The following is a 23,668-nucleotide window of genomic DNA, read 5'->3' as shown; positions in this document are numbered from 1 at the left end:
GAGACTCCTTGCATGCTGCCTCATTGACAGGTGAGGTCCGGCCGGCAGGTCTTGCCCTCAGGACAGTCCTCGTCGTCGCTGCACGACACGAGTCCGGGGATGAGGAGCTCCCGGTCCACTTGGGATAGGACCAGCAACTCCACACACCCGGCGCTGGTGGCCGCCGAGTCCGCGGAGCGCCGACTGAGCGTGAGCTTGGGAAAGCCGGCGACGCCCACGTCGAGCAGCCGCGAGATGAGCCCGGAGGGGAGGGTGAAGCTCCCGGTGTCTGCGACTCCATCACATTCGAGCGAGGCGGCGATGCCACCGTGATGCGCGAGATCCACGAGGATGTGGACGCGAGCCGCTCCGGGAGCCGCGGACGGAGTCCATGACACCGTGACGGGCTTGCCGCGCTCGAGGGTGATGGGCCCCTCGGGGACGGAGAGGGCGCTGACCCCCTGGGCGCGCAGCGTGAACGCCTCTACCTCCGCACCACTGGCCACGAGCTGGATGCGGGCACCTTCGTCGAAGCCCGGGTGGGGGAGCGTCGACGCGCCGCTGGAGTAGAACCTCCCCGAGTTCGGCGTCAGGGAGAGCTCCGTCTTCAAGCCCTGGAATCGCACGGAGCCCACGTTCCGCGCAGTCGGATAGGGGATGCAGACGCCGCCTTCTCCACACGTCTGCGATGCACCACAGGTCGGCTCACAGAAGAGCGTGCGTCCACGCAGGAGGCGGCACTCGCCCTCCTGGGCTTCCACTTGTCTCACCTGAGCCGGAACGACTCCGCTGAACACTCGCCCCTGGACCGCCGTGTAGTCCGCTCCGAGCTCAACGGTGAATTGCCCGACCCGCTGACTCGCGTCGCACGGTTCGTAGCGGAGCTCGGACGTATCCGTCGTGTCCTCGGGCTCAGTCGAAGGCGCTGGAGACGTGGAGCCGCAACCAGTTCCCCACACGGAGAGAAGGAGCAGGTAGCCGGCGTAATCACGTGTCTTCAAAGGCACTCCCCCCAAACCATTCGGCGCGAACGATTCGACTGGGGTCGGCCCGGAGGGAGTCATCTCAAACGGGTTTCGTGCACTTCCCCATGCTCACGGGGACACTCGTTGACGGAGCGACACGCCACCTGCTCCGCGGTGCTCCTCCCGGAGGCCGATGACCTGTATGTCACCGGATGGTGCGCATGCTCCCTCTCCCTCTGGGAGAGGGCGGGGGGTGAGGGTCGTCACCCTGCGCGAGACTTCCGGCGGCACTTTGCAGGGCGGAGGGGCCTGTTCAGGCCGGCTCCTCCCATTGCCGAAGAATCTCCGCGGCCAGGTCGTCTATCGCCTCTACCTCCTCGCCCGAGGTGGGGTCGGAGGCAATCCGTGTCAGCTCGGGCCGCAGCGCTTCGGCGGTGGCCCGGGGCATCATCCTGACGATGCGGGCCACCACGTAGTACTTCCAGAGGTCGTCGTCTCCCCGCAGGATGTCACGCACGTGGGGGACGATGGGGCTTCCGATGCTCGCGAGGAAGGGAGCGAGGATGTGGGCAACGGGCCAGTTGCCGTCCTTCACCCACTCCAGCAGCTGTGGCAGCAAGGGTGCGACGGCAGGATAGCCACGCTCGACCACCCGGTGTGCATTGTCCAGGTCCGTCTTGTGGCGGGGCAGCAGGGTTTCGAGAGGGTCTGTCACTGGCGAGCGCCTCCGTCAGAGCTTCGTAATGCGGAACCCGTTGAAGTTCCAGCCGCCCGTCTGGGCGTTGTACGCCCCGAATCGGTGTTCGCTAGCGGGCTCGTGATACCGTGGCTGGTGATGGCACCCCGGTCGAAAACCTGCCCTGGTTGCGAGACGGCGATGAAGCCCGTTCTGGCGAAGGACGTCGAGCTCGACTGCTGCCCGAAGTGCGGCGGCCTGTGGTTCGACTTTGGCGCGCTCACCCGAGTGGCGATGCGCGAAGCGGCGCCGGAGCTGATTGGCGGCCACACCTCTCGCCGGTGCGCCTTCTGCCGCATCAGCCTGGAACCCGCGCTGCTGCCTGGCGCGATACCGGTGGAGACATGCTCCGCATGCCGCGGCATCTACCTCGACGCGGAGGAGCTCGAGGAGTTTGCTGGGCGCCCCATCTCGCTGACGTCCCGGGACGGGCTCCCGTGGAAGCACGCCAGGCCCGAGCAGGGACGCGCCTCCGGTGCGGCGGTGCCTTCGTCTCAGAGCTTCGTGTGTGTGAAGTGCGGGTGGAGCTTCCCCTTGCGCGAGGGCCACGCGTTGCGCGACGGGCTCGCCTGCCAATTCTGTACGCCCCAGCCGCAGACCACCGCAGCCAAGAAGCGTGACGCCCACGCGTCGGGTGGCCTCTTCTCTGGCGCAGGGGGTGGGGATGGCTTCGACTTCGACTTCGACTTCGACTTCGGCGGCGGAGACGGCGGCGAAGGCGACTTCTTCCCGGACTGAGCCGGGCCCCGCTCGCCCGTCACGCCTGGTTGGCTCCTCGCTCTTCTTGGTGAGCGCCTGATTTTATTCTCCCGCTCCGTTTTTCCGCGGGCTGGTGTCCGTGCAGCAACCGGCCTGCCGAGGCGCGCGTGGACACCCGTTGCCGCCCGGCGATGACAGCCCAGTTTGCCCTGGACTCGTGACGCCTCGTGCATCACGGGTTTCACGTGACACGGAGATGCATCTGCAACGGGAATCGTCACCGTCACGTGACATGTACGCGCAACCACAAGGAGACACACGTCATGGCGAACAGGGACTACGAGACGCGTCGATACCTGGGTGAGGACCGGGAGCGCTGGGCAGGTCGGGATCGGGACCTCGACGAAAGCTTCCGGGGCAGTGACATGGGACAGCGGCAGGAGCGCGGTTCGTGGCAGGGCGGCCAAGGGTACTCGGGCAGCGGCCGCGGCTTCGAGGATTACGGCCGGGGTCTACGCGAGGACACCAGCCGCTATAACCGTGACATGAGTCGCGATTACGACCAGGACCGCGGCTACAACCCGGGCAATTACAACCAGGGTTACTACAACCAGGGTTACTACAACTCGCAGGGCAACTACGGGGGTGTCGGGTACTCCGAGCGCGACCTCGGGTACGACCGGGGTTACGGGACCTACGGGGTGCGCGACAGGAACGAGGGCCTCTACGGCCGCCGCGACTACAACGAGCGCGGCCCGATCGAGCGGCTCGGTGACCGGTTCCGCGAGGGCCTGCGCAAGCTGGGCGGCAAGGCGCCCAAGGCCTACACGCGCTCGGATGACCGCATCCGTGAGGACATCTACGACCGGCTCATGCACGGGTGGGTGAACGCCGAGCACGTGGAGGTGCAGGTGAAGAACGGTGAAGTCACCCTGACCGGTCTGGTCGAGGAGCGCCGCGACAAGCGCGTCATCGAGGACATCATCGAGGACGTCCTCGGCGTGAAGGACGTGCACAACCAGCTCAAGGTGGGCACGTCCGAGCAGTTCAGCACCACCACCGGGGTCTCCGGCTCCTCGGTGACGAAGGTCGTCCGCTCGTAGCGTGGGGATGCATGGCGGGCTCCCCGCGACGGTACGCGGGGGGCCGCCGTGTCACTGCATTCCTCGCGGTGCGTTGAAGTTGCCGAGCTCGGCCTTGACTCCCCAGTGCGCCAGCATCGTGGGCATGTCGAAGCCGATTTCCTTGTAGTAGGCACGAACCCGCTCGCCGGCCTTGTCGAGCGCCTCCTTGCTCTCCCACACCGCGATCGTGGCGATGTTGAAAGTGGTTGGCCCGTCCGTCTTCTCGAAGACCACATGCCCGCGAAAGCCCGGGAGCTTCTGGATGAAGGCCTGAGTGCGGCGCATGGTTGCCTCCAACTCGGCACGGGCCGCGTCGGGGACGGTGAAGTTGTCGATGCGGAAATACAGGTTCGGGTCGTTCTCGAGGTCGATGGTGATTTTGGACATGGAGGACTTCTAGTCGTGGCGCTCGGGCGCGACTTGTACGAATTCATTGACGTGCTCGCCGCCGTGCGCGCGTCCGTGCTCTAGTCGAGCCATGGAGAAGAAGGTCTTCGCACCGAGCGCTCGGCTGGCGCCCTTCGTCCGTGCGTTCGAGGTGGTCGAGGCGCACGAGGAGCTGACGCACATGTTGCTCCCCGAAGCGGGCGTCATCGTGGGTTTCCGCTACCGCGGTTTCTCGATGCTGTTCGAAGGGACGGAGGCACTCCGGGTCCCGGACCGCGTCATCACCGGCCTGCGCGCCACGGTCCGCCGCATGTACACGTCGGCGGGGGGCGGCATCGTGCTCGCGAAGTTCCACGAGGCGGGCGCGGCGCTGTTCTTCGACGTGCCATTGCACGAGCTCTTCGGTGCGACGGTCGCGCTCGACGACCTGGTCCCACACGCCGAGCTTGAGCGTGCGGCATCACGGATGGCGGGCGCGAAGGAGCACGCGGAGCGCATCGCCCTCTTCGAGGAGTTCCTGCTCGCGAGGTGCAAGCGTCGGACGCCGGATCCGCTCGTGACGGCCGCGGCCCGAGCGATCCTCGCGGAGCGCGGCTCCGTCCGCATCGGCGAGCTCGCGCGCGACCTCCACCTCAGCCAGGACGCACTCGAGAAGCGCTTCCGCCGCGAGGTCGGCGCGTCGCCGAAGCAGTTCGCATCGATCGTCCGCCTGCGGCAGGCGATCGACCTGTATCGCTCGGACGTGAGCCTGTCGCGCCTCTCGCTCGAGGCCGGCTATTACGACCAGTCGCACTTCATCCGCGAGTTCCGGGCCGTCACCGGCGATGCACCTCGGCGCTTCCTGGGGGCGGCGGAGTTCTGCTGAGGACGCTCAGTCCTGCATCATCAACGCCTGCAGCTCCGGGGGCTCCTCTCCGAGCCACTTCGGGTTGCTCGCGGTCCCGTCGTAGATGGACGAGGTCTTGAAGGGCTCGTATTTGCCCCGGAGAGCGGCCTCGCGTGTCCTGGCCAGCAGCGCTTGCAGCTCCGCGTCCGAGAAGGGCTTGAAGGTGCGTGCCGCCTCGAAGGCCTGGTCGAGGATGGCCAGGCTGTCCACGCCCGTGATGACTACCGACGTGGGCAGATGGAGCGCGTAGTGCAGACACTCAATGGGCGTCACCGTCTTCGACTGGAGGATGGAGCCGTTGGCGAGTGTCTTCATCGCGAGCACGCCAATGCCGTCCTTGACGAGCTCGGGCAGCACGAGCTTGGAGAAGCTGCGGAAGTGCGCGTCCATGAGGTTCAAGGGCATCTGCACCGCGTCGAACGTGAAGCCGTTCTCCCGCGCCACCTCCAGCATGTTCAGGTGGATGCGCGGATCCTTGTGCCCGGTGAAGCCGATGTAGCGCAGCTTGCCGGCCTTCTGGGCTTCCAGCAGCGCGGCATGCGCGCCGTTCTCGCCAAAGATTCGGTCAGGGTCCTCGTAGCGGAGGATTTCATGGTGCTGCACGAGGTCAATGCAGTCCGTCTGCAGCCGCTCGAGCGAGTGCTCCAGTTGGCGGGTGGCCTCCTTCTTGGTGCGGCCGTCGATCTTCGTCATCAGGAAGGCCTTCTGCCGGTAGCCGTCCCGGAGCGCCTTGCCCATGCGCAGCTCGCTGAGGCCCTCGTTGTAGTCCCAGCAGTTGTCCATGAAGTTGATGCCGCGGTCGATGGCGTCCCGCACGATGCGGAGGGCCAGCTTCTCGTCCACCTTGGGCAGCCCGAGGTGCCAGCCTCCGATGCCGATGGCCGACACCTTCTCTCCGGTACGGCCCAAGGTCCGATACGGCATCTCTCCGCGCTTCTCCGCGTCCGCCATGCTTGTCTCCCGCAGGTCCACCCAGACACGCTGGGGATGCGGGGCTTGTCTGGGAAGCCGTATCGCTCGGCAGGTCGGCTGCTCGCCTGCATGGCGCACGCGTCCTTGAATCCCTTCCCGGGATGGTGCCAAGTTCCGCGGCGCTCACGGGCGAAGGGGGGAGATGTGATCGGGCCGGACGACCCTCGAAGGCCGCCACAGTGATGCGAGGAGAGAGGGACGTCATGAAGAAGGCCTGGTGCCTGATAGCGGTGTTGGCGTTGGCAGCGTGCGAGGACGAGCCGGGGGGTGGCACGTCGGATGGCGGCGTGGAGGTTCCGGACGCTGGAGCCCCGGATGCCGGAGGACCCGACGCGGGCCCCGGAGATGGGGGACAGCAGGAGGGAGAGGCCTCTCATTGGAGCGCCCTCTCCGTCCCAGGTGTGGGGACGCTGAACGCCGTGTGGGGGAGTGGGCCGAAGGATGTGTGGGCGGTGGGCGAGTCCGGCTTCATCGTCCATTGGGACGGCGCGCAATGGACGCAGGAGACGCGCGTGCCTGCTGACTTCGCCTTCACGCTCCATGACGTCTGGGGCAGCAGCGCACAGGACGTGTGGGCGGTGGGTGCGGCGGGCGTCATCCTCCATTTCGATGGTCAGGCCTGGCAGTACGCCGGGATTCCGGAGCAGCCGTTCTGTTCCCCGAGCAATGTGTGTTCGGGCAGCCTGCTCGCGCTCTGGGGCTCGAGCGCCACCGACGTGTGGGCCGTGGGCAAGTCCGACGCTTCCAAGGGCGTGGTGTCGCACTGGGACGGGACGCGGTGGAGCCACGCGGTGCTCGAGGACGTGGGCAGGTTGGAGAGCGTCTGGGGGAGTGGCGCGACGGAGGTGTGGGCCAGCTCCCTGACTCGGCTGGTGCGCTGGAACGGTGCGACATGGCAGGCGCATTCCACCGGCACGTCGACGTTCTCAGTCCCTACGGACCTGTGGGGCGTTGCCGCCAATGATGTGTGGGGGGTGAACCTCGCGGGAGAGATTTCCCACTGGGATGGAGTCCGGTGGGCGGAGGTGGCTCTCGAGGGCGAGGACGTGGGGCCCCTGCGCGCCATCGCGGGGACAGGGGCCGCACAGATGTGGGCCGTCGGGGGAAGCAGCAGCTCCGCGCGCACCCTCCTGCACTGGGAGGGTGGGACGTGGAAGCGGGTGGAACTGGCGGCAGGACCCGCGCTGGTGGACCTCTGGGTCCTGCCGGGTGGAGAGGCCTGGGCGGTGGGATTGCAGGGCAGCCTGCTGCACCGCCAGCCGTGAGTTGAATCCTCGGCTCAGGCGCGGCCGAGGAAGTCCGACTTGCCGATGTCCAGGCCGTTGTGCCGCAGGATGGCGTAGGCCGTGGTGATGTGGAAGTAGAAGTTGGGCAGCACGACGTTGAGCAGGTAGGGCTGTCCCTGGAACTGCATCTCCTGGGAGCGCATCTTGAGGGTGACGGTGCGCTCCTCGCTGCCGTCGATCTGCGCCGCGCTCACGCTCTTCAGGAAGTCGATCGTCTTGGTGATGCGCGCCTGCAGCTCGGCGAGGGTGGTCTCGGTGTCGGGATGGCTGGGGATCTCAATCCCCGCCAGGCGGGCGGCACAGCCCTTCGCGGAGTCACAGGCGATCTGCACCTGGGCGGAGAGGGGAAGCATATCGGGCGCCAGTCGGGCGTTGACGAGGACGCTCGGATCAAACTTCTTCGTCTCGGCATAGGTGACGGCCTTGCCGAGGATCGCCGACAGATTGCCCAGCATGCGGATGAAGACGGGGACAGACGCCTGGTACATGGACAGGGACATGGTGTTTGCTCCGAGGGGGTAAGGAGTGGGCACGCGTGACGTGCCGCCCGCTAGGTAGTGACCGCAACTGGGGCCGTCAACGAAAACGGAGGCGGACGGGAGCGATACCCGCTGTGCGATTGACGCGAGGGGTCGGTGGGGATCTCCTGGACGCATGTCCGAACCCACTCCTCCCGCGCCTGCCGCCGACGTCCCCGCTCGTCCCGTGGATGTCTCCGAGCGGGTGACCCTGTTGGATGTGCTGCGCGGCTTCGCGCTGTGTGGCGTCTTCGTCTCCAACAGCTTCTCCTGGTTCAGCGGACGCGTCCTCATGCCGCGCGAGCAGGTGCTGGCGCTGGCCGCTCCTCCGCTCGAGACCGTCGTCACCTTCCTCTACAACTTCTTCATCAACCAGAAGTTCGTCTCGATCTTCTCCTTCCTCTTCGGACTGGGCTTCTCCATCCAGCTCGCGCGTGCCGAGGCTCGGGGGGCCTCCATTGTTCCGGTGTACTCGCGGCGGCTGCTGGTGCTGCTGGGCATCGGCGTGACGCACATCTTCGCGCTCTGGGTGGGGGACGTGCTCTCCACCTACGCGGTGGTGGGCTTCGCGCTGCTGCTCTTCCGCCAGCGCTCGGACCGGACGGTGCTGATATGGGTCGGGGTGTTGATGGGGGTGATGCCGCTGCTGATCCCCGCCCTCCAGCGCTTCGGCCCCATTTTGCTTCACGGTGCGGAGGCGGCGGCCGAGGCGGCAAAGGCCAGCGAGGCCTACGACAACCAGCTGCGGGCGCAGTTCCTGGCGGGGCTCTCCAGCGACTCTTTCTGGACGAGTCAGGCGGCGAATGCGCGCTACTACGTGGACTCGTTCTTCCGAGCCAACCGGCCGCTCTGGATGAGCGTCATCCTGGGCCGCTTCCTGCTGGGCCTGCTCGCGGGGCGGTACCTCTTGCTGCAGGACGTGGAGCGCAACCGCCCCGTGCACCGGAAGCTCATCCTCTGGGGGCTGGTGCTGGGCGTGCTGGGCAACGGCACGTGGCTCTTGGTGCAGCGCCTGCGCATCGCGGGGCTGGTGGATCCGGCGAAGGACTCCTGGATGTTTGTCATGACCTCCATCTCGGAGCTGGGTTACCTGGGCCTGGCCGCGGTGTACGTGGCTGCCTTCGCCCTGCTCTTCCAGCGCGAGCGGTGGCGGCGCGTGATGCAGGTGCTGGCCCCGGTGGGTCGCATGGCGCTCACCAACTACCTGCTGGAGACGGTGGTGAGCCTCTGCATCTATGACGGCTGGGGGCTGGGCTACGTGGGGCGGATGCCGCCCTCGTCCTGTGTGGCGGTCGCGCTGGCCGTCTTCGCGCTGCAGGTGCCCTTCAGCCATTGGTGGCTGTCACGCTTCCGCTTCGGCCCGGCCGAGTGGCTGTGGCGCTCGCTCACCTACGGACGTGCGCAGCCCATGCGGCTGGCGCCTCGGAGCCCCACGGCACCCGCGGCGAGCTGACGTCCGGAAACGACAGGGCTCCGGGCACCGCGTGAGACAGCGGGCCCGGAGTTGCCTCTCACCTGGGCCCCATGGGCGCTCAGGGGTTCAGGGGAAGTCCGGCGGGAAGGTATTCGGGTCGTTGGGATCGACGCCGGAGTTCATCAGATCCTTCATGAGCTGGCTGTGGGCCTCGCACAGAGGCGTGCCGGTCGACGAGCGGACGATGAGGGTCTTCCAGGCCAGCATCGCGCCATCCGGCATCTTCTGGGTCTGGAGGATGAAGTCGCCCAGTTGCTCCTGCGCCACGACCGTGTCGGCCGTGTTGCGCGTGTCTCGCTGGCCACGCGTGTTGTAGAGCGGCTGGGTGCCGATGACGTCGTCGTTGAGCGAGTCCTCGAAGTAGAGCTGGGACGTCACGGACTCGGTGCCGGCGATCTTGATGGTGAAGTGGATGTGGATGGCGCGGCCCGCGTACCAGCCAGGGAAGCAGGTATCGAAATCCACCCGGCCGTCGGCATCCGTCGTCTGCACGCCACGGAACCACCGCGCGGCGCGGGCCTCCTGGTTGTCGGGATTGCAGAACGGGTGCTGATCGTCGCCCGAGTAGACCCCCTCCGGTCCGGCATGCCAGATGTCGACGGTCGCGCCCGGGACGGGCTTGCAGGACTCATCCAGCACGCGGAACGCGAGGCGCACCGGCAGCCCGTCATGGCCCTCGCTGATGTCCTTGCGGACCAGCGTGGTCCCATAGCAGGGGCCCAGAATCTGTTCACACGTCAGCTTGCACGCCGTGCCTGAATCGGAGGTGAACGGGTTGGGGTAGGCGCTGGCGCCAGTCATCGCGGCGGTGCCCCCGGTCGCCCAGCCTGTTCCTCCTGTCACCGGGTCCTTGTCACCGCAGGCGAGGAGCTGACTGAGTGGCACCGCTGCCAACGTCAGGCCGAGTCCGCCGAGAACCTCCCGGCGCGTCATGTGGTTCTTCGTCGTCGTGCTCATGAGGGGTCTCCTGGACAGTCAGGTACCTTGTCCCTCCATGGGCAACAAGACAGCGAAAACGAAACCCGAGGTTGCCATGTCGGCAACGACTCCGGACGACCTGAGGGACCTGCGTGCCTTCTGCCTGGTCGTGGACCATGGCTCGCTCACCGCCGCGGCGAAGCAGTTGGGCGAGACCAAGGGTTCGGTGAGTCGAAGGCTCTCCCGTCTGGAATCGACCCTGGGTGTTCCCCTCGTTCGTCGCAGCCCACGGCTCGTGCAGCCCACGGAGGATGGAGCCTTGTACCGGCAGCGTGTCGGGCGGGCGCTCGAGCTACTCGAGGATGCAACGGATGCGCTCAAGGAGGCACAGGGACACCCGCGCGGGCGGCTTCGTGTCACCGCTCCGCCGGACTTCGCTCATACGGTGCTCGCTCCGGTGTTCGCGCGATTCTGTGAGGCCCACCGGGACATCTCGCTGGAGCTGCTCCTGACCGACCGGCAGCTCGATTTCGACGCGCACCAGTTGGATGTCGCGCTTCGCATCGCCTCGTCCCTCCGAGACTCCTCACTGGTCGCGCTTCGGCTGCTCGACGTGCAACTGGGTTTCGTCGCCTCACCCGCGTACCTCGAACGGGAGGGTCACCCGCGTCGCCTGGCGGAGCTCACGGCGCATCGCGTCCTGACGATGCGTCGCGAGAGTGGACCGAGCACCGTTCATCTCTCACCGAGTGTCGTGGTGCAGGATGGCGCGTTCCTCCGCTCCCTGGCATTGGAGGGGGTGGGGATCGCCATCCTGCCCCTGGCCCTGGTCGAACCGGATCTCTCGCAAGGGCGGCTGGTGCAGCTGTTGTTCGATCAGGACAGTCCGCCCAGGGTCTCCTTGTTCCTCCTGCATCCGGCCACCCCGTTGCTCCCCGCCAGGGTCCGCGCCTTCCGTGACTTCATGGCCCACGAGCTCCTGAAGCAGGGCCGTGGGCCAAGGGTCTCCTAGAACAGCACCGGAATCCGGTTGAAGCCGCGCATGCTGGCGACACTGCCCCACTTCATCTCCTCGGCGGGGACGGCCAGCCGCAGCTTCGGGAAGCGCTGGAAGATCGTCTCGAAGGCGATCTGTGCCTCGAGGCGGGCCAGCGGCGCACCGATGCAGACGTGGATGCCCTTGCCGAAGGCGACGTTGCGGTGGGCGTCGGGCCGGGTGATGTCGAACACGTCCGGGTTGGCGAAGCGCGCCGGGTCCCGATTGGCCGAGGCGAGACCCAACGACAGGTTCTCACCCTTGGGGATGTGCGTCCCTCCCAGCTCGAGGTCCGCCTGGGCGACGCGGGGCGTGCTGATGTAGTCGACCGGTCCCCAGTAGCGCAGCGTCTCCTCGACGAGCCCCTTGGCGTGAGCAGAGGGATTGGCCATGAAGAGGGCGTGCTGCTCGGGGTGGGTCAGCAGCGCGACGACGCCGTTGCCAATCAGGTTGACGGTCGTCAGGTGCCCCGCGAAGAACAGGATGAACACCATCGACACCATCTCCTGGTAGCTGAGGGTGTCGCCGTCCTCCTGGACGTGGAGCATCTGGCTGATCATGTCCTCGGCCGGTTCACGCCGCTTCCGCTCGAACAGCTCGTTCAGATACTGGGAGAACGCCCGCAGGCCGGCCCGAACCTTCTGATCCGCCATGGATTCCTGGCGGTCGGTCTTCACGAGGATCTCCGCCCAGCCATGCACCTTCTCGCGATCCTCCAAGGGGATGCCGAGCATGTCGCTGATGACCGTGACGGGCAGCGGATACGCGAAGGACTCGACGAGGTCCATCCGGCGCTCCGACGCGACCTCCCCGCGCTCGGCCGCCTTGCGCTCGATGGTGTCGAGCAGGTCATTGACGAGCTTCTGGATGCGCGGACGGAGCAGCTCCATGGCCCGAGCGGTGAAGTTGGGCTGGACCAGCTTGCGCAGCCGCGTGTGGTCGGGCGGGTCGAGCATCAGGATGCTGAACGCGATGGGCCGGAACTCCTCCGGCATGGACGCCTCCACCCGCGCGCGCTGCTCCGGTGTCATCGCCGAGCGGAAGTCGGACGAGAGCCGGTCATCGAGCAGCGCGGACACCGTCTCGTCGTACCGAGTCACGAAGAGCCTGTCACGGCCAGGCACCTTGCCGGACGCGCGAGCCTGTGAGCCCACCGGATGGGCTCCATCCGCGATGCCGCGGCCGAAGGGGCAGCGCACCACGGGCGCCGTGTCTCGCAGCTCGGAATAGATGGCGTGGGCCTTGGCCATGAACTCGGGGCTCTCCCTGTCCAGGAGCACGGAGTCCACGGTCGGGGCCTCCCGGAGCGCCTTCATGGGACAGGTGCCGCCCTGGTCCGGTACCGTCGTCACAGCTTCCTTCTGCGTCTCCACTCGATTCGTCGTCATTGTGTCCTCCGTCCTGGGTGTCACTTCTGGCCGCTCTTCGTGGGCGTCTTTCGTCGTGCCGTCCTGACGCTCCTGGCTCGCGGCTCTGCTGGGCTTCGCTCGTCAGCGGGCGGGGCCCACGTCTCCTCGTCGTCTTCCACGCCGTCTTCCTCCGCGCCGCAATCCAGAGACGTGGACGTGCGGTTCTCCAGCGCGACGAGCGCTCGCTCCACGAGGTCCAGCGCGCGGTCCAGCGCCTTGAGTTCCGTGGGGGAGGCGCTCGCGAACTGAGTGGCCAGGTCGTTGGCCAGCGCTTGCTGGACCTGCTGTCCCACCGTCAATCCGGCCTCGGTCAGCACCATGCGGAGCCGCCGCCGGTCATCTGGGTCTGCCTCGCGGCGCACGTAGCCGTGTCGCTCCAGGCGATCGAGCAGTCCGGTGATGACGGCCGGCGTGACCCGTAGTCGCCGCGCCAGATGCCTGGGCGAGGAGATGCCCTCGCGGATGGCGTAGAGCACGGTGAGCTGGCGCAGGCTCAACTCCCCACCCAATCGGTTCGCCTGCACGCTCGCCACGGCCCACCGATTGAGGCGGGGGATGAGCCGCAGCACTCGCAGCGCGTGATCGAAAGGCGGGTTGTGCCTGGTCATCCGTCCCGCTCCTAGCTCTCGCGGACAGCTTCGCCGGATTCGTTATCTTTGATAACGATATGCCAAGCAAACGAATCTAAAAAGCCCTTCCAGTCCCCATCGTGCTTTCCAGTCCAGGCGGTCAGGAGTTGGACCCACGTGGGGCAGACAGTAGGGCTTGGGCCTACCAGGTAGGCTTAGGAGCGGAAGCGTCGGTACGACAATCCGGTGCGGAGTGCCTCAGCGAGGCCGGACGTCACCCGGCCGACCAGTCAGCAAGTGGTGGCGGTGATGCCGATGCACGACATGTTGCTGACCATGCCGGCCAACTCACGCCGACGCTCTGGAGTGCTCACGGCCGCGACGAGTCGTCGGGTTCCTCAATAGCCCTTGGCCATGGAGAGAGGATAGAGGGCTCGGTGGCCGATGTGGGGGTAATACGCCGCGAGGTAGAATTCACCTGCGATGGACACCCATGCCCATCTGGCCGGGTTGGGTTGTGATTGCAGCCATGCCTCTGCTTCCTCGTGATTGTCGAAGGACGCGATGGCGGTGGGCGGCTCTTCTCGCTCGAGCTCGGCGAGGTAGTACTCGAGGTCCCGGTTGCGTGGCAGGCGGCGGATGTTCGTGTTGCGGTCATAGACCACGTCGTGATGCGTATTGGCGATCAGGACGTTGGCGGAGACGGGGGGATGAGGGTGCTTCTCAAGCCAGGCTTCCGCCTCCTCCTTCGTAGCGAAGGAGGCCACGACGTAGGGAGGCGCGCCGGCCTTGACGTGCTCGAGATACTCACCCAGAGCGCTGTGTTGAGCGGTCGCGGAGATGAAGTGAAGCGCGTCGAGAATGACCTGGATCAACTCCCGGTCCTTGGATGATTCGGGCTTGTCGCGGAGCTTCGTGAAGAAACCTTCTGTTTCGCGCAGACGCTCCTCGAGAAGCGCAAGGTCCTCTCGCGGTTGCTGGAGAGCACGGGGAGCCCGATGTGCAGACTCCAGGTCCTTGCGGAAGTCCTCGAAGCGATACCGCTGGCCCATGACGGAAATGAAGCCGAGAACGTCTCTCGCCAGCCCCAGAATCCGTTCTCGCTCAGGTGGCGAAGCCTTGCTCCAGAGCCTCCCAATTACTGCTTGTGGGTCCGACAGAAGGGTGTGGTTCGTCATGGCTTCAAACGAGCAGGAGACCGAGGCTCGAAACGAGGAACCGCTGAGGAGTCGAAGCCGTTCTCATGGGGATAGGGTTGTCGCGTTGTCTCGGCAGTGCCCGTGTCAGAGGGTGCAAGTGCCGTATCACGGAGAGAGCGCGAGCGGTTCGGTTTTCTCGTGCACGGAGGGCAATCGCGCCATCCAGCTCGTGCACTGGCTCCTCGTCTCCGTTCGTGTCCTTCCGGCCTACCGTGCCGAGGCTGCGTGAGCTCCCGCGCGTGAACGCGGGAGCTCCCTTCACCCCCGAGGCCAGGATGCTCGGGGGGAAGCCGTCTCAGTTACACGAGTACGTGTACGAGCTCGGCGTGCTCCAGGTTCCATCCGGGTTGATCTGCCGCACGGTGTAGCCGCTGAACGGATAGGACGAGCCCCAGCAATCCCGAGCGCGGACATCGTTCCGAACGGCGGTGGACAGGTCCCAGTTGCCCTTGCGGCGCAGCTTCTCGTAGATGGCGACGCGGTCGATGGCCTCAATCCACGTCGAGTCGGCGGCGAGCGTGTCGCGGCGCTTCTCGAGGAACTTCTGCAGCCAGGCGCTCTCAGTGATGCCGTTGTAGCCAATCACAGGCGCGACCTGGCCCGAGTTACCCAGGGCGGTGTTGGCCGCACGGATGAACTCCTTGGCGCCGTACTCGCCGTGGTTGATGAACGCGTCGTACAGCGCGGCCTTGGTGAGCGCCGTGGTGAGCCCCCACTTCTTCGCGGTGGCGAGCATGGGCGAGTAGTACAGGCGGTCATTCACCTGGTCCTGGCAGCTCTTGAAGTCCGCCCGGGTGGTGGTGTTGTTGTAGCTCGCGGCCCAATCCGCCGTCCAATTGCCGATGACGTCCAGCTCGGACGTCGACGCCTGGGACTGACCCGTCGAGAGGAAGCGGTTGTTGATGGTGATGAGCCCCGGCATGTACTTGGCCATCAGGTTGCCATTGCTGGCGCTGCGCAGATTCACGTAGCACTCGATGACCTGGATGGCGTCTCCCGTGCCCGTGCAGAAGCCCGCGCGGCCATTCGTGTAGCCACGGCCATCTTTGATGTTCTCGGAATAGGCGTAGTCGATGACGGGGGTGTTGTTCTCCCAGATGCTCGTGATGGCCTCGGCCACCTTCTTCTGGTTGGCCGTCATCCCTCCGTCCGTACCTCCGGTGCCACCATCGGTGCCACCGTCATTGCCGCCCGTGCCGCCGTCGGTTCCGCCATCGGTGCCGCCGTCATTGCCGCCCGTGCCACAGCTGGGGTCGCTGATCTGCACGTTGGTCGCGGTGAACGACGCGTTGGACGTCGTGGAGTAGTAGAACGTGTACGAGGCGTTCACGCCCACCGTCAGGCTCGACACCCTGGAGTACGTGCAGGTCGTGCCGCTCTGGGTGTGCGTCCAGCCCTCGTAGTCGTAATCACAGATGATCCCGCTGGGGACGTTGAAGGAGATCTTCGGGCTCGTCATGGCGCTCGTGCCCGTGTTCTTGAAGACGATCGTCCCCCAGTAGTTCGGACCATCGTAGGTGTTCGTCGTAATCGTGTACGAACAGGTGGCGAGCTCCTGCCGCAGTGAGTCCTGTTGTTCCTCGAAGCCGCTATTCCCCGCCCCACATGCGACGAGCGTGGTGGCAGCCCCAATGAGTGCCAGTTGCCGGTATCCCTTGCGCAGCGCTTCGTATCGACGATTGCTCATACAGGAATCCCTCTCGTTTCGCGGTGGCCATCCGCCGGAGCGGATGGGGCGTCCCTCCCGTCACAGGCCTGGACGCCATTTGCCGGATAGTCGACTTTTACGGGTTGGGCAATGAGAACAGTTCTCTGGGGGCCGCTCTCACGGAGAGAGAGCGGACAGCCGAGCGGGAGTGTCAGGGCCTCCCGTACTTGCGCAGACAGGCGGGCTCGATGTGGCTGCCCTGCCTTGCCGGGAACCGTTCAGCGTCACACGTTCGAGCTGACGGAATGGGTGTCGAGAGGGCGCCAAGCCATGCCGGTTCTCTACCTGTTGATGGGATTGGGGCTGCTGGCCCTGTGGGTGGTGGCCCTGGTGCAGGGCGGCGTGGTGGGCTGGTTCCTCTGGCTGACTTTCGGGGTGGCCATCGGCGTGGTGGTGTTGGCCATCTTCGACTCTGCCTCGGAGTGGAGGCGGAGGGCGACTTGAGCCGAGGCCGCGCGGCGGTCGAGAGGAGGTAGGCCGTGGAGAGCTGGAGGATGCCCGAGAAGGAGCTGTCGACGAACGAGCTCGTCCGCCGGGCAATGAGCGAGGCGCGGTTGTTGGCGAAGGCGGAGCTGCTGCACGCGAAGGTGGAGCTCGCGCAGGAGGTGCGCGCGGCACGGGCCTCGGGGGTGTTCCTCGGAGGTGGGGCGGCCTTCGCGCTGGTGGCGCTGGCGATGCTCTTCGTGGCGGGAGCGGCGGCGTTGGAGCTCCCGCTGTGGGCGGCGGCGCTCATCGGGGCGGGCGTGGCCCTGGTGCTCGCGGCCCTCTTCGCGGCCATCGGCTGGGCGAAGCTGCCCAAGAAGCCCCTGCGCCACACGCAGGCGCGCCTGGCGATGGACCTGGAGGAGATTCGCCAGCACATCGAGCTTGCGCGGCACTGAATTCCCGGGCGCGTGTGCATTTCCGCGTGGGCTGCACGCCGAGCGGCCCGCTTCACTCAAGGCGAGGACGAGGGGGCCTCGGGCGACTGGCACCACCCCGAGTCGGGCCGCTAGGGTTCCGCGCGCGCCGGAGCCATGAAGGCTCCTGCCGACACGCTCCGGAGACATCGACGATGCGGCTGTACACGACCCTGCTGCTGGGCCTGCTGACGGGCTGTGCCACCTCGGCCTCTTCCTCCAAGACGGAGGCCCCGGCTGAGGGCGATGCGGCGGCCCAGCCGGCCAGCACGCCCGAGCCTAAGGCGGACATCGAGGCGCTCTCCAAGCGCGAGCTGGCGCCGCTCACCCGGCAGCAGGTGTCCGCGCCGGATGGCTCCTTCACCGCCGAGGTGGAGGCCGCTGCCGCGCCCACCTTCCAGGAGCAGCAGGGTGTGCTCGTGCTCAGCGTGCCGCTCGGGACGCGCAGCCCCATGACGTGCTTCGTGTACTCGGAGCCGCTGGACGCGGGCGGCGCCATTTACCGGTTGATGGAGATGGCGGGGCAGCGCACGGACATTCAGCGCGCGCGCACCACGGAGGTGCGGCTCATCGGTGACAGCCCCGCTGTGTACGCGGAGGCGCTGTACCTGGCGGACACGCCGCGGGGCAAGGCGGCGGGTCTGGCCAAGATGATGGTGCACACCCATGACCAGGTTCCCCTGGTGTGCACGCATGACGAGATGGGCTACTCGGAGAGCTTCCTGCGGATTTCCAGTGGGCTGGCGGGCTCCATCAAGAGCGCCGCCGAGAAGCCGCAGGCCCCGCGCTACTCCGAGTTCAGCGTCATTCGGGTGCAGGGCCACCCGGTGGGCTTCGAGAAGCGTGTCACGCGCGATGCGTCCGGCGGCGCGAAGCTCACCGAGGTGGAGATGAGCCTCTTCTTCCCGCGCTCGCAGAAGGAGATGGTGGTGCAGGACACCGTCTCCACGGAGCTGTCCGACAAGGATGGCCGGCTGGTGGCGCGCGACTACGCCCGGGCCACCAACGGGGAGCTCGACATTCAAATGTCGCTGGAGCAGGTGAAGGGCCGCGAGTACCACTACGAGGGCAAGCACAGTGGCAAGGACTTGAATGGCAACTTCACGTCCCCCGATGAGCTGCTGAGCGAGCTGGGCTCCGCGCGTGTGGTGCGCGAGCAGCTCCTGTCGGGCAAGAAGAAGGAGCTGACGATTCAAATCTACAGCCCCTCGGCGAACCCGGCCGCGCCCATCCCGCAGGTGCTTCGCAAGGAGGCCGGGGCGCGCGAGCTGACGGCGGAGATGGCCTCCCTCAAGGTGTCCCTCACCGTGGACGCCCAGGGGCTGGCCGAGAAGGTGACGATGCCCGTGGGCAGCATGCAGATGGTGCAGGAGCGCGTGAGCGTGAGCGGGACTCCGTGAACGCGGTGCCCTGAACGCGAGGTCCGTGGCGGTGGGGCGGCTTGCGTGGTAGTGGCGCCCCCCATGTCGTCTACCCCTGCGGCGTCTCGCGCCCGTCTGCTGCTCGCTTATACCGCCTGCTTCGTCCTGTGGGGCTCCACCTGGGCCGTTGTGAAGGTGGGGCTTCAGGATTTGCCACCGCTGCGCTTCGCCGGTGTGCGCATGTTGCTCGCGGGGCTGGTGCTGCTGCCCTTCAGTGGCCTGCGCCGCTCGAGGCCGGATGCCCACACCACGTGGGTGCTGATGGGCGTGGGGGTGCTGCAGATCGCCCTGCCGTATGGGCTGCTCTTCATCGCGCAGCAGTGGATTCCGTCGAGCTGGTCCGCGCTCATCTTCTCCACCTACGCGGTGTGGTTGCTGCTGGTGGGGCGCCTGCTGCTGCCGGACCAGCCGCTCACCCCGCTGAAGCTCGTCTCCGCGGGGCTGGGGCTCGCCGGCATCTTCGCGCTCCAGTTCGAGCACCTGCGCGGGCTCAGCCTCTCCGGGCTGGTGGTGGCCGGGTGCGCGCTCTCGCTGGTGGCCACCGTCTCCATCTCCGTGGCCAACGTGCTCGTGCGGCGCTCACTCGGGCACGTGCCCACGAGCCTCTCGGTGTGTGTGCAGACGCTGAGCAGCTCCGTGCTGCTGCTGGGCGCTTCCATCGCCTTCGAGTCCCACCTGCCTGGCCAGTGGACGCCCCGCGCTGTGCTGGCCATCGTCTACCTGGCAGTGGGCGCCACGGCGCTCACATACCAGCTCCTCTTCTGGCTGCTGTCGCGCGTGTCGCTCGCCGTCGTTGGCGCCATGCCGCTGCTGGACACGCTGGTGGCCGTGCTGCTGGGCGTGGTGATGCTGGGCGAGCACGTGGACGCCTCCCTGCTGGTGGGCGGCGCGCTCATCCTCTCCAGCGCGGCCCTGGCCAACTTCTCGCCCTCACCGCCCAAGCCGCCCCCACCGCCCACGCCACCCGGAGAGCCCCAGGAGCCTCCCTTTCAAGCCGGAGGCGCCCGCTCCGCTCGGACGGCCTGAGTCCCGGCTGAGCCCAGGCGTGTCGCGCCAGGGCCGGTTCTGCGCCAGGATCGGCTTTGTTGACCACTCAACGAAAAATGTCACGAAACGGTCACAGTTGAGTGACGGCACCCGTGGGATGTGCCGGCCCTTTGTGCCTGGTCGGCTGCTGTGTGGCTGAGCAGGCCCCCGTTGGGTCTCAGCGTCTGGGTTGGCTCACACGGAGAGCCGTTTTACCTGGAGCCCGGGTTGTGTCAGGATTCCTGGAATATTCGCGCAGGAGCCGATTACCCCGGAGCACGGGCGGGTCGAGCGTTACCCGCATGGGGAGGGCGCACGGGATGAGCGGGATCAGCGGAGAGTGGCACGCGGTGATGGCGTCGGAGGGAGAGCGGGAGCTGGAGTACCGGCTGTCGCTGGCCGGGCCCGAGGACACCATGCGAGGCGTGTTCTTCCGCAGCACACAGGAGGCCGTCCTGGCGATGAAGGGCCCGGCGGCGGTGACGGACATCCTGGAGGAGGGTGGGGGGGCGCGCGGCTTCGTGGACTTCTTCGCCTATCCGACGAAGGACTTCCTGCGGGTGCTGAAGCGGGCGGCGTGGCTGCTGGGCGGGTCGGTGGGAGGCTTCGACGCGGCGATGCGGGTGCTGGGGAACCTGGTGACGTCTTCGTTCCTGGGGAGCCTGCTGGGCAACACCATTCATGTGCTCTTCACGGGCACGCCGCGGCGGGTGCTGGAGAACCTGCCCATGGCGTACAAGCTGATGATGCCGACGGGCGGAGGGCTCTCGGTGGTCTGGCTGGGGCACACGCACTGCCGCATCATCTTCGAGCGGGACTTCCTGCCGCGCTCCTATGTGGAGGGCTCGCTGGAGGCGCACCTGAAGAAGGCGGGGGCGCGCTCGCTGCGCATCACCGGCAGGCTGACGGGATCGCTGTCCAGCGAGTACGACGTGTCCTGGGAGCCGTGAGGAGCGCTCAGGGCGCGCGGGGCGGGGCGAGCACGTCCGGGCCCACGGCGGAGAGGCGGGACAGGCCGGCGAGCGCGAGCGTGTGGGCGGTGTCCTCGCGCAGCGTCTCGAGCACCTGACGCACGCCCGCGGCGCCGCCGGTAGCCAGTCCCCACAGCACGGGCCTGCCGAGCAGCACGGCGCGGGCCCCGAGGGCCAGGGCGCGCAGCACGTCACGTCCGGAGCGCACGCCACCGTCGACGAGCACGGGAGCGCGGTCCTCGGTGGCGGAGACGATCTCGGGGAGAGCGTCGGCGGTGGCGAGGGCGCCATCGAGCTGTCGCCCGCCGTGGTTGGAGACGATGAGGCCAGAGGCGCCGTGGTGGAGGCACTCGAGGGCGTCATCGGCGCGCAGCACGCCCTTCACGAGCACGGGCAGGCCGGAGTCCTCGCTCAAGCGGGAGATGTCGGCGAAGGTGACATCGGGAGCCTGCTCGGCGAGCGCGCGGTGCGTGAGGCCCTCGAGGTTGGCGAGGAAGTCCTCGTCGGAGAGGGGGAGGGAGGTGTCCCCGCGGTTGCGGCGCTTGCGGCCGACGTAGGGCGTGTCGGCGGTGAGGACGAGGGCGCGGGCTCCGGCGGCGGCGGCGCGTTGGACGAGGGCGCGGGTGAGGCCGCGGTCGCGGAAGACGTAGACCTGGAACCACCAGGGCCCGGCGTGGGAGGCGACGTCCTCGATGCGGCGCGAGGAGCGCGAGGAGAGGACGAGGAGCGAGCCGGCCTCACGGGTGCCCTGGGCGGTGGCGAGCTCGGCGTCGGGGTGGGCGAGCGAGTGGAAGGCGGTGGGGGCGACGAGGACGGGGGAAGAGAGCGTCGAGCCCAGGAGCTCGGTGGTGGTGTCGACGGAGGACACATCGCGCAGGACGCGAGGACGGAGACGGAGGCGGGCCCAGGCGGCGGTGTTGTCGGCGAGGGTGGACTCCTCACCGGAGCCGCCGGCGAAGTAGTCGAACACGACCTGAGGGAGCCGCTCGCGGGCCTGGGCCTCCAGCGCTTCATAGAGCATGGCGCGTGAGCTTACCGACGCCCCCTCTCCCTCTGGGAGAGGGCCGGGGTGAGGGTATATGGAACCCCACTGTGTCCCTCAGAACGCATAGCGCACGCGGCAGTACGGCATGCGTCGAGCGAGCAGCGCCTTGAACTCCTCGACGAGCTTCCCCTTGAAGCCCATGCGGTAGCGGACGTTGGCGCCGCCGCCCTGGGACACCTTGGCCTCCTGGAGGTCCGGCCGCCACAGCAGCTCCTCGGCCTTGGGGTGCCAGCGCAGGTTCACCTCGTGCAGGCGCTCGTTGTGGGTGAGGAAGATGACCTCGGCGGCGAGCTGCTCCTTCGCCTTGTCGCCGATGCCGTCGTCCACCTGCTGGAAGAGCGCGTCGTACTCGGCCTGCCAGCCGTCGGTGACGACGACGGGCGAGAAGTTGAGGTGCACCTCGTAGCCGGCGGCCACGAAGTCGTCGATGGCGGCGATGCGCTCGGCGATGGGGCTGGTGCGCACGTCGAGCAGCTTGGCCTTCGCGTGGGGCATGAGGCTGAAGCGGATGCGCGTCTTGCCCCGGGGGGCGTACGCGAGCAGCTCGCGGTTCACCAGCTTGGTGGCGAACGAGCCCATGGCGTTGGGCAGCGTGGTGAAGAGCCGCACCAGGTCCTTCACGTTGTCACTGAGGCCCGCGTCGGCCGAGCAGTCGCTGTTGCAGCCGATGTCATACACCCAGTAGCGCGGGTCCACCGTGTTGGGCACCGTCTTGGGCCCGAGCTTCCCCGCGTGGCGGCGGATGGCGGCCGTTAGCTGCTCGATGTTGACGAAGAGGGTGACGGGGTTGGCGTACCCCTTATGTCGCGGCACGTAGCAGTAGGCGCAGCTCATGACGCAGCCGTTGGCGGCCGAGGGTGGGATGAAGTCGGCGCTGCGCCCGTTGTCCTCGAACCGCATGGCCTTCTTCACACCCAGTACAAGGGTGGTGCCCTTGATGCGGTTCCACGCCTCGGCATTGCCCTCGTTGCCGAAGAGGCCGGGGATGTTCCAGTGAGAGCGCACCTCCACGCGCTCGGCGTCGGGGAAGCGTGCGAGGATGTCGCGACCGCGCGTGAAGCGCTCGACGTCGGGCTCCAGGTAGATGCGAGACACCTTCAGCAGCCGGTCAAGTGGACCGGCGGGAGGTGCCTCTGGGGGAAACAGGTCAAGGTTCATCACGGGTCTGTTGGGATGCGTCAGGAGGTATCGGGTTCCGGGTCCTCGCGCTTGTTCCGAACGGTGGGCTCTGGGGTAGAATGCTGACAAACCCACGGACGCACGCATGCCCTCCAATGAGCCAGGAATGGTCATCGACCTCCAGAAGGAGCGGCTCCGCCGTGGCATGGCGCGCTACCACCGCGAGCCCATCCAAACGTGGCGGCGGAAGGTGAAGCTGACGCTGGCGGCCACGGCCCTGTTGGGCCTGCTCGCGGGGCTGTTGCACATCGTCCTGGAGACGGGCGATGGAGAGGCGGGTGGCAGGGGAGAGGAGTCCCTGGGCAACGAGTCTCCCTTCCTTCCCTCGAGTGTGGATCGCCAGGACCTGGTCGGGCCGGCCTGGTTCACCACCACGGGGGGAGGGCGATCCACGGGCCGGTGAGCGCTGCGGGGGGTCCTCCTCGAGCGCGGCCCTCGTCATGGCTCCAGGGAACGGAACGGTGAAGGAGGCCGAGGCGTCCACGGGGTATGACGAGATGGCTTTTCCTCTGGGGATTGCTGGCGGCGTTCACGGTCCAGGCACAGGACAGGGTGGCGGAGGCGCGTCGGGCGAAGGAGCGCGTGGTGGCGGACACCTTCGCGGCGGCGGGGGTCTCCTGGCCGCCCGGGGAGCTGTATGTCCGGGCCTTCAAGCAGGAGCGGGAGCTGGAGGTGTGGGCGGGCGAGAAGGGCCAGCCGCTGCGCAAGGTGAAGACGTTCCCCTTCTGCGCGGCCTCGGGGGTGGTGGGCCCCAAGCGGCGCCTCGGGGATGAGCAGGTCCCCGAAGGCTTCTACACGCTGGACCGCTTCAACCCGCTCAGCCAGTACCACCTGTCCCTGCGCGTGAGCTACCCGAATGACGCGGACCGCAAGCGGGGCCCGCCGCCGCTGGGAGGCAACATCTACATCCACGGCGACTGCGTGAGCATCGGCTGCATCGCCCTCGAGGACGGCCCCATCGAGGAGCTGTACCTGATGGTGTTGGATGCGCGGGCGCGGATGAAGCGCGATGTGCCCATCCACATCTTCCCGAGCCGGCTGGATGCGCAAGGCCTGGCCGCGCTGGAGAAGCACCCACAGGCCACGCCGGAGCTCCTCGCCTTCTGGCGTGCTCTGGAGCCGGGCTGGCGCCTCTTCGAGGAGACGCGGCGCCCGCCCCGGGTGTCCGTGGACTCCAAGACGGGCGCCTATTCCGTCAGACCCGGGCGGTAACGGCCGGGGGGTGCTCGCGGTTGGCTCTCTTGAAGGGCGAGTGTGGGCCA

Annotated in this window: 25 protein-coding genes; 13 read left to right on the top strand and 12 right to left on the bottom strand. The window is 67.3% G+C overall.

Annotated features, from left to right (window positions below; translation table 11 throughout):
* Positions 1 to 20: 20 nt before the first annotated feature.
* Both F0U60_RS52985 and F0U60_RS52980 read right to left on the bottom strand, forming a co-directional pair.
* Positions 21 to 980 carry a hypothetical protein gene (locus F0U60_RS52985; protein ID WP_395812161.1) on the bottom strand — a complete coding sequence of 320 codons (960 nt, stop codon included), beginning with the start codon at positions 978 to 980 and terminating at the stop codon, positions 21 to 23.
* A 277-nt stretch (positions 981 to 1,257) separates the two neighbouring features.
* Positions 1,258 to 1,659, bottom strand: a complete 402-nt coding sequence (locus F0U60_RS52980; protein ID WP_395812160.1) for a DUF5071 domain-containing protein — start codon at positions 1,657 to 1,659, stop codon at positions 1,258 to 1,260.
* Between the two features lie 120 nt (positions 1,660 to 1,779).
* Here F0U60_RS52980 and F0U60_RS52975 point away from each other — a divergent pair, with 120 nt between their 5' ends.
* Both F0U60_RS52975 and F0U60_RS52970 read left to right on the top strand, forming a co-directional pair.
* Positions 1,780 to 2,418, top strand: a complete 639-nt coding sequence (locus F0U60_RS52975; RefSeq protein ID WP_395812159.1) for a zf-TFIIB domain-containing protein — start codon at positions 1,780 to 1,782, stop codon at positions 2,416 to 2,418.
* A 284-nt stretch (positions 2,419 to 2,702) separates the two neighbouring features.
* Positions 2,703 to 3,482, top strand: coding sequence for a BON domain-containing protein (locus F0U60_RS52970; protein WP_395812158.1), 780 nt, complete (start codon positions 2,703 to 2,705; stop codon positions 3,480 to 3,482).
* Between the two features lie 51 nt (positions 3,483 to 3,533).
* Here the strand turns inward: F0U60_RS52970 and F0U60_RS52965 are convergent, their stop codons facing one another.
* Positions 3,534 to 3,890 carry an antibiotic biosynthesis monooxygenase family protein gene (locus F0U60_RS52965; protein WP_395812157.1) on the bottom strand — a complete coding sequence of 119 codons (357 nt, stop codon included), beginning with the start codon at positions 3,888 to 3,890 and terminating at the stop codon, positions 3,534 to 3,536.
* Between the two features lie 91 nt (positions 3,891 to 3,981).
* On the opposite strand from F0U60_RS52965, the gene F0U60_RS52960 reads away from it, so the two are divergent.
* Positions 3,982 to 4,755, top strand: coding sequence for a helix-turn-helix domain-containing protein (locus F0U60_RS52960; RefSeq protein WP_395812156.1), 774 nt, complete (start codon positions 3,982 to 3,984; stop codon positions 4,753 to 4,755).
* A 6-nt stretch (positions 4,756 to 4,761) separates the two neighbouring features.
* Here F0U60_RS52960 and F0U60_RS52955 read toward each other — a convergent pair whose 3' ends face one another.
* Positions 4,762 to 5,727: an aldo/keto reductase gene (locus F0U60_RS52955; RefSeq protein WP_395812155.1), complete on the bottom strand. Its 966-nt coding sequence runs from the start codon at positions 5,725 to 5,727 to the stop codon at positions 4,762 to 4,764.
* A gap of 224 nt (positions 5,728 to 5,951) precedes the next feature.
* Between F0U60_RS52955 and F0U60_RS52950 the strand changes: the two genes are divergently transcribed.
* Positions 5,952 to 7,013 (top strand): hypothetical protein, encoded by a 1,062-nt coding sequence (locus tag F0U60_RS52950; protein ID WP_395812154.1) that lies wholly within the window; start codon positions 5,952 to 5,954, stop codon positions 7,011 to 7,013.
* Positions 7,014 to 7,027: 14 nt separating this feature from the next.
* On the opposite strand, the gene F0U60_RS52945 is transcribed toward F0U60_RS52950, so the two are convergent.
* The gene (locus F0U60_RS52945) at positions 7,028 to 7,534 is read right to left on the bottom strand and encodes a DUF1993 family protein (protein ID WP_395812153.1); all 507 of its coding nucleotides are present in this window, start codon (positions 7,532 to 7,534) and stop codon (positions 7,028 to 7,030) included.
* Positions 7,535 to 7,688: 154 nt separating this feature from the next.
* Between F0U60_RS52945 and F0U60_RS52940 the strand changes: the two genes are divergently transcribed.
* Complete coding sequence (locus F0U60_RS52940; RefSeq protein ID WP_395812152.1) at positions 7,689 to 9,005, top strand: DUF418 domain-containing protein; 1,317 nt, start codon at positions 7,689 to 7,691, stop codon at positions 9,003 to 9,005.
* An 87-nt stretch (positions 9,006 to 9,092) separates the two neighbouring features.
* Here the strand turns inward: F0U60_RS52940 and F0U60_RS52935 are convergent, their stop codons facing one another.
* On the bottom strand, positions 9,093 to 9,983 hold the full coding sequence (locus tag F0U60_RS52935) for a protocatechuate 3,4-dioxygenase (RefSeq protein ID WP_395812151.1): 891 nt from the start codon (positions 9,981 to 9,983) through the stop codon (positions 9,093 to 9,095).
* Positions 9,984 to 10,059: 76 nt separating this feature from the next.
* On the opposite strand from F0U60_RS52935, the gene F0U60_RS52930 reads away from it, so the two are divergent.
* The gene (locus tag F0U60_RS52930) at positions 10,060 to 10,956 is read left to right on the top strand and encodes a LysR family transcriptional regulator (protein WP_395812150.1); all 897 of its coding nucleotides are present in this window, start codon (positions 10,060 to 10,062) and stop codon (positions 10,954 to 10,956) included.
* Here F0U60_RS52930 and F0U60_RS52925 read toward each other — a convergent pair.
* The 4 genes from F0U60_RS52925 to F0U60_RS52910 all read right to left on the bottom strand — a co-directional run bounded on the left by F0U60_RS52925 (position 10,953) and on the right by F0U60_RS52910 (position 15,844).
* Entirely contained in the window at positions 10,953 to 12,368 is a 1,416-nt protein-coding gene (locus tag F0U60_RS52925; RefSeq protein ID WP_395812149.1) for a cytochrome P450, read from the bottom strand. The genes F0U60_RS52930 and F0U60_RS52925 overlap by 4 nt on opposite strands.
* A gap of 20 nt (positions 12,369 to 12,388) precedes the next feature.
* A complete protein-coding gene (locus tag F0U60_RS52920) occupies positions 12,389 to 12,997 on the bottom strand; it encodes a MarR family winged helix-turn-helix transcriptional regulator (protein ID WP_395812148.1) in 609 nt (202 codons plus the stop codon).
* A 359-nt stretch (positions 12,998 to 13,356) separates the two neighbouring features.
* Complete coding sequence (locus tag F0U60_RS52915) at positions 13,357 to 14,010, bottom strand: hypothetical protein (RefSeq protein WP_395812147.1); 654 nt, start codon at positions 14,008 to 14,010, stop codon at positions 13,357 to 13,359.
* Positions 14,011 to 14,452: 442 nt separating this feature from the next.
* A complete protein-coding gene (locus tag F0U60_RS52910) occupies positions 14,453 to 15,844 on the bottom strand; it encodes a chitosanase (RefSeq protein ID WP_395812146.1) in 1,392 nt (463 codons plus the stop codon).
* A gap of 291 nt (positions 15,845 to 16,135) precedes the next feature.
* On the opposite strand from F0U60_RS52910, the gene F0U60_RS52905 reads away from it, so the two are divergent.
* The 5 genes from F0U60_RS52905 to F0U60_RS52885 all read left to right on the top strand — a co-directional run bounded on the left by F0U60_RS52905 (position 16,136) and on the right by F0U60_RS52885 (position 20,161).
* A complete protein-coding gene (locus tag F0U60_RS52905) occupies positions 16,136 to 16,309 on the top strand; it encodes a hypothetical protein (protein WP_395812145.1) in 174 nt (57 codons plus the stop codon).
* Between the two features lie 35 nt (positions 16,310 to 16,344).
* Entirely contained in the window at positions 16,345 to 16,746 is a 402-nt protein-coding gene (locus F0U60_RS52900; RefSeq protein ID WP_395812144.1) for a phage holin family protein, read from the top strand.
* Between the two features lie 173 nt (positions 16,747 to 16,919).
* Positions 16,920 to 18,164: a hypothetical protein gene (locus tag F0U60_RS52895; protein ID WP_395812143.1), complete on the top strand. Its 1,245-nt coding sequence runs from the start codon at positions 16,920 to 16,922 to the stop codon at positions 18,162 to 18,164.
* Positions 18,165 to 18,227: 63 nt separating this feature from the next.
* The gene (locus F0U60_RS52890; protein ID WP_395812142.1) at positions 18,228 to 19,211 is read left to right on the top strand and encodes a DMT family transporter; all 984 of its coding nucleotides are present in this window, start codon (positions 18,228 to 18,230) and stop codon (positions 19,209 to 19,211) included.
* A 320-nt stretch (positions 19,212 to 19,531) separates the two neighbouring features.
* On the top strand, positions 19,532 to 20,161 hold the full coding sequence (locus tag F0U60_RS52885) for a TIGR02265 family protein (protein WP_395812141.1): 630 nt from the start codon (positions 19,532 to 19,534) through the stop codon (positions 20,159 to 20,161).
* A 7-nt stretch (positions 20,162 to 20,168) separates the two neighbouring features.
* Here the strand turns inward: F0U60_RS52885 and F0U60_RS52880 are convergent, their stop codons facing one another.
* Entirely contained in the window at positions 20,169 to 21,203 is a 1,035-nt protein-coding gene (locus F0U60_RS52880; protein WP_395812140.1) for an alpha-hydroxy acid oxidase, read from the bottom strand.
* 78 nt (positions 21,204 to 21,281) lie between these two features.
* Positions 21,282 to 22,385: a spore photoproduct lyase family protein gene (locus F0U60_RS52875; RefSeq protein ID WP_395812139.1), complete on the bottom strand. Its 1,104-nt coding sequence runs from the start codon at positions 22,383 to 22,385 to the stop codon at positions 21,282 to 21,284.
* A gap of 127 nt (positions 22,386 to 22,512) precedes the next feature.
* Here F0U60_RS52875 and F0U60_RS52870 point away from each other — a divergent pair, with 127 nt between their 5' ends.
* Both F0U60_RS52870 and F0U60_RS52865 read left to right on the top strand, forming a co-directional pair.
* Entirely contained in the window at positions 22,513 to 22,809 is a 297-nt protein-coding gene (locus F0U60_RS52870) for a hypothetical protein (protein ID WP_395812138.1), read from the top strand.
* Positions 22,810 to 22,895: 86 nt separating this feature from the next.
* Positions 22,896 to 23,618, top strand: a complete 723-nt coding sequence (locus F0U60_RS52865; RefSeq protein WP_395812137.1) for a murein L,D-transpeptidase family protein — start codon at positions 22,896 to 22,898, stop codon at positions 23,616 to 23,618.
* Positions 23,619 to 23,668 lie beyond the last annotated feature (50 nt).

The sequence above is a fragment of the Archangium minus genome (assembly GCF_044360475.1).
GTDB lineage: Bacteria > Myxococcota > Myxococcia > Myxococcales > Myxococcaceae > Archangium > Archangium minus.
Note: the sequence above shows the minus strand (reverse complement) of the source record. Positions and strands in the feature narration are given on the sequence as shown.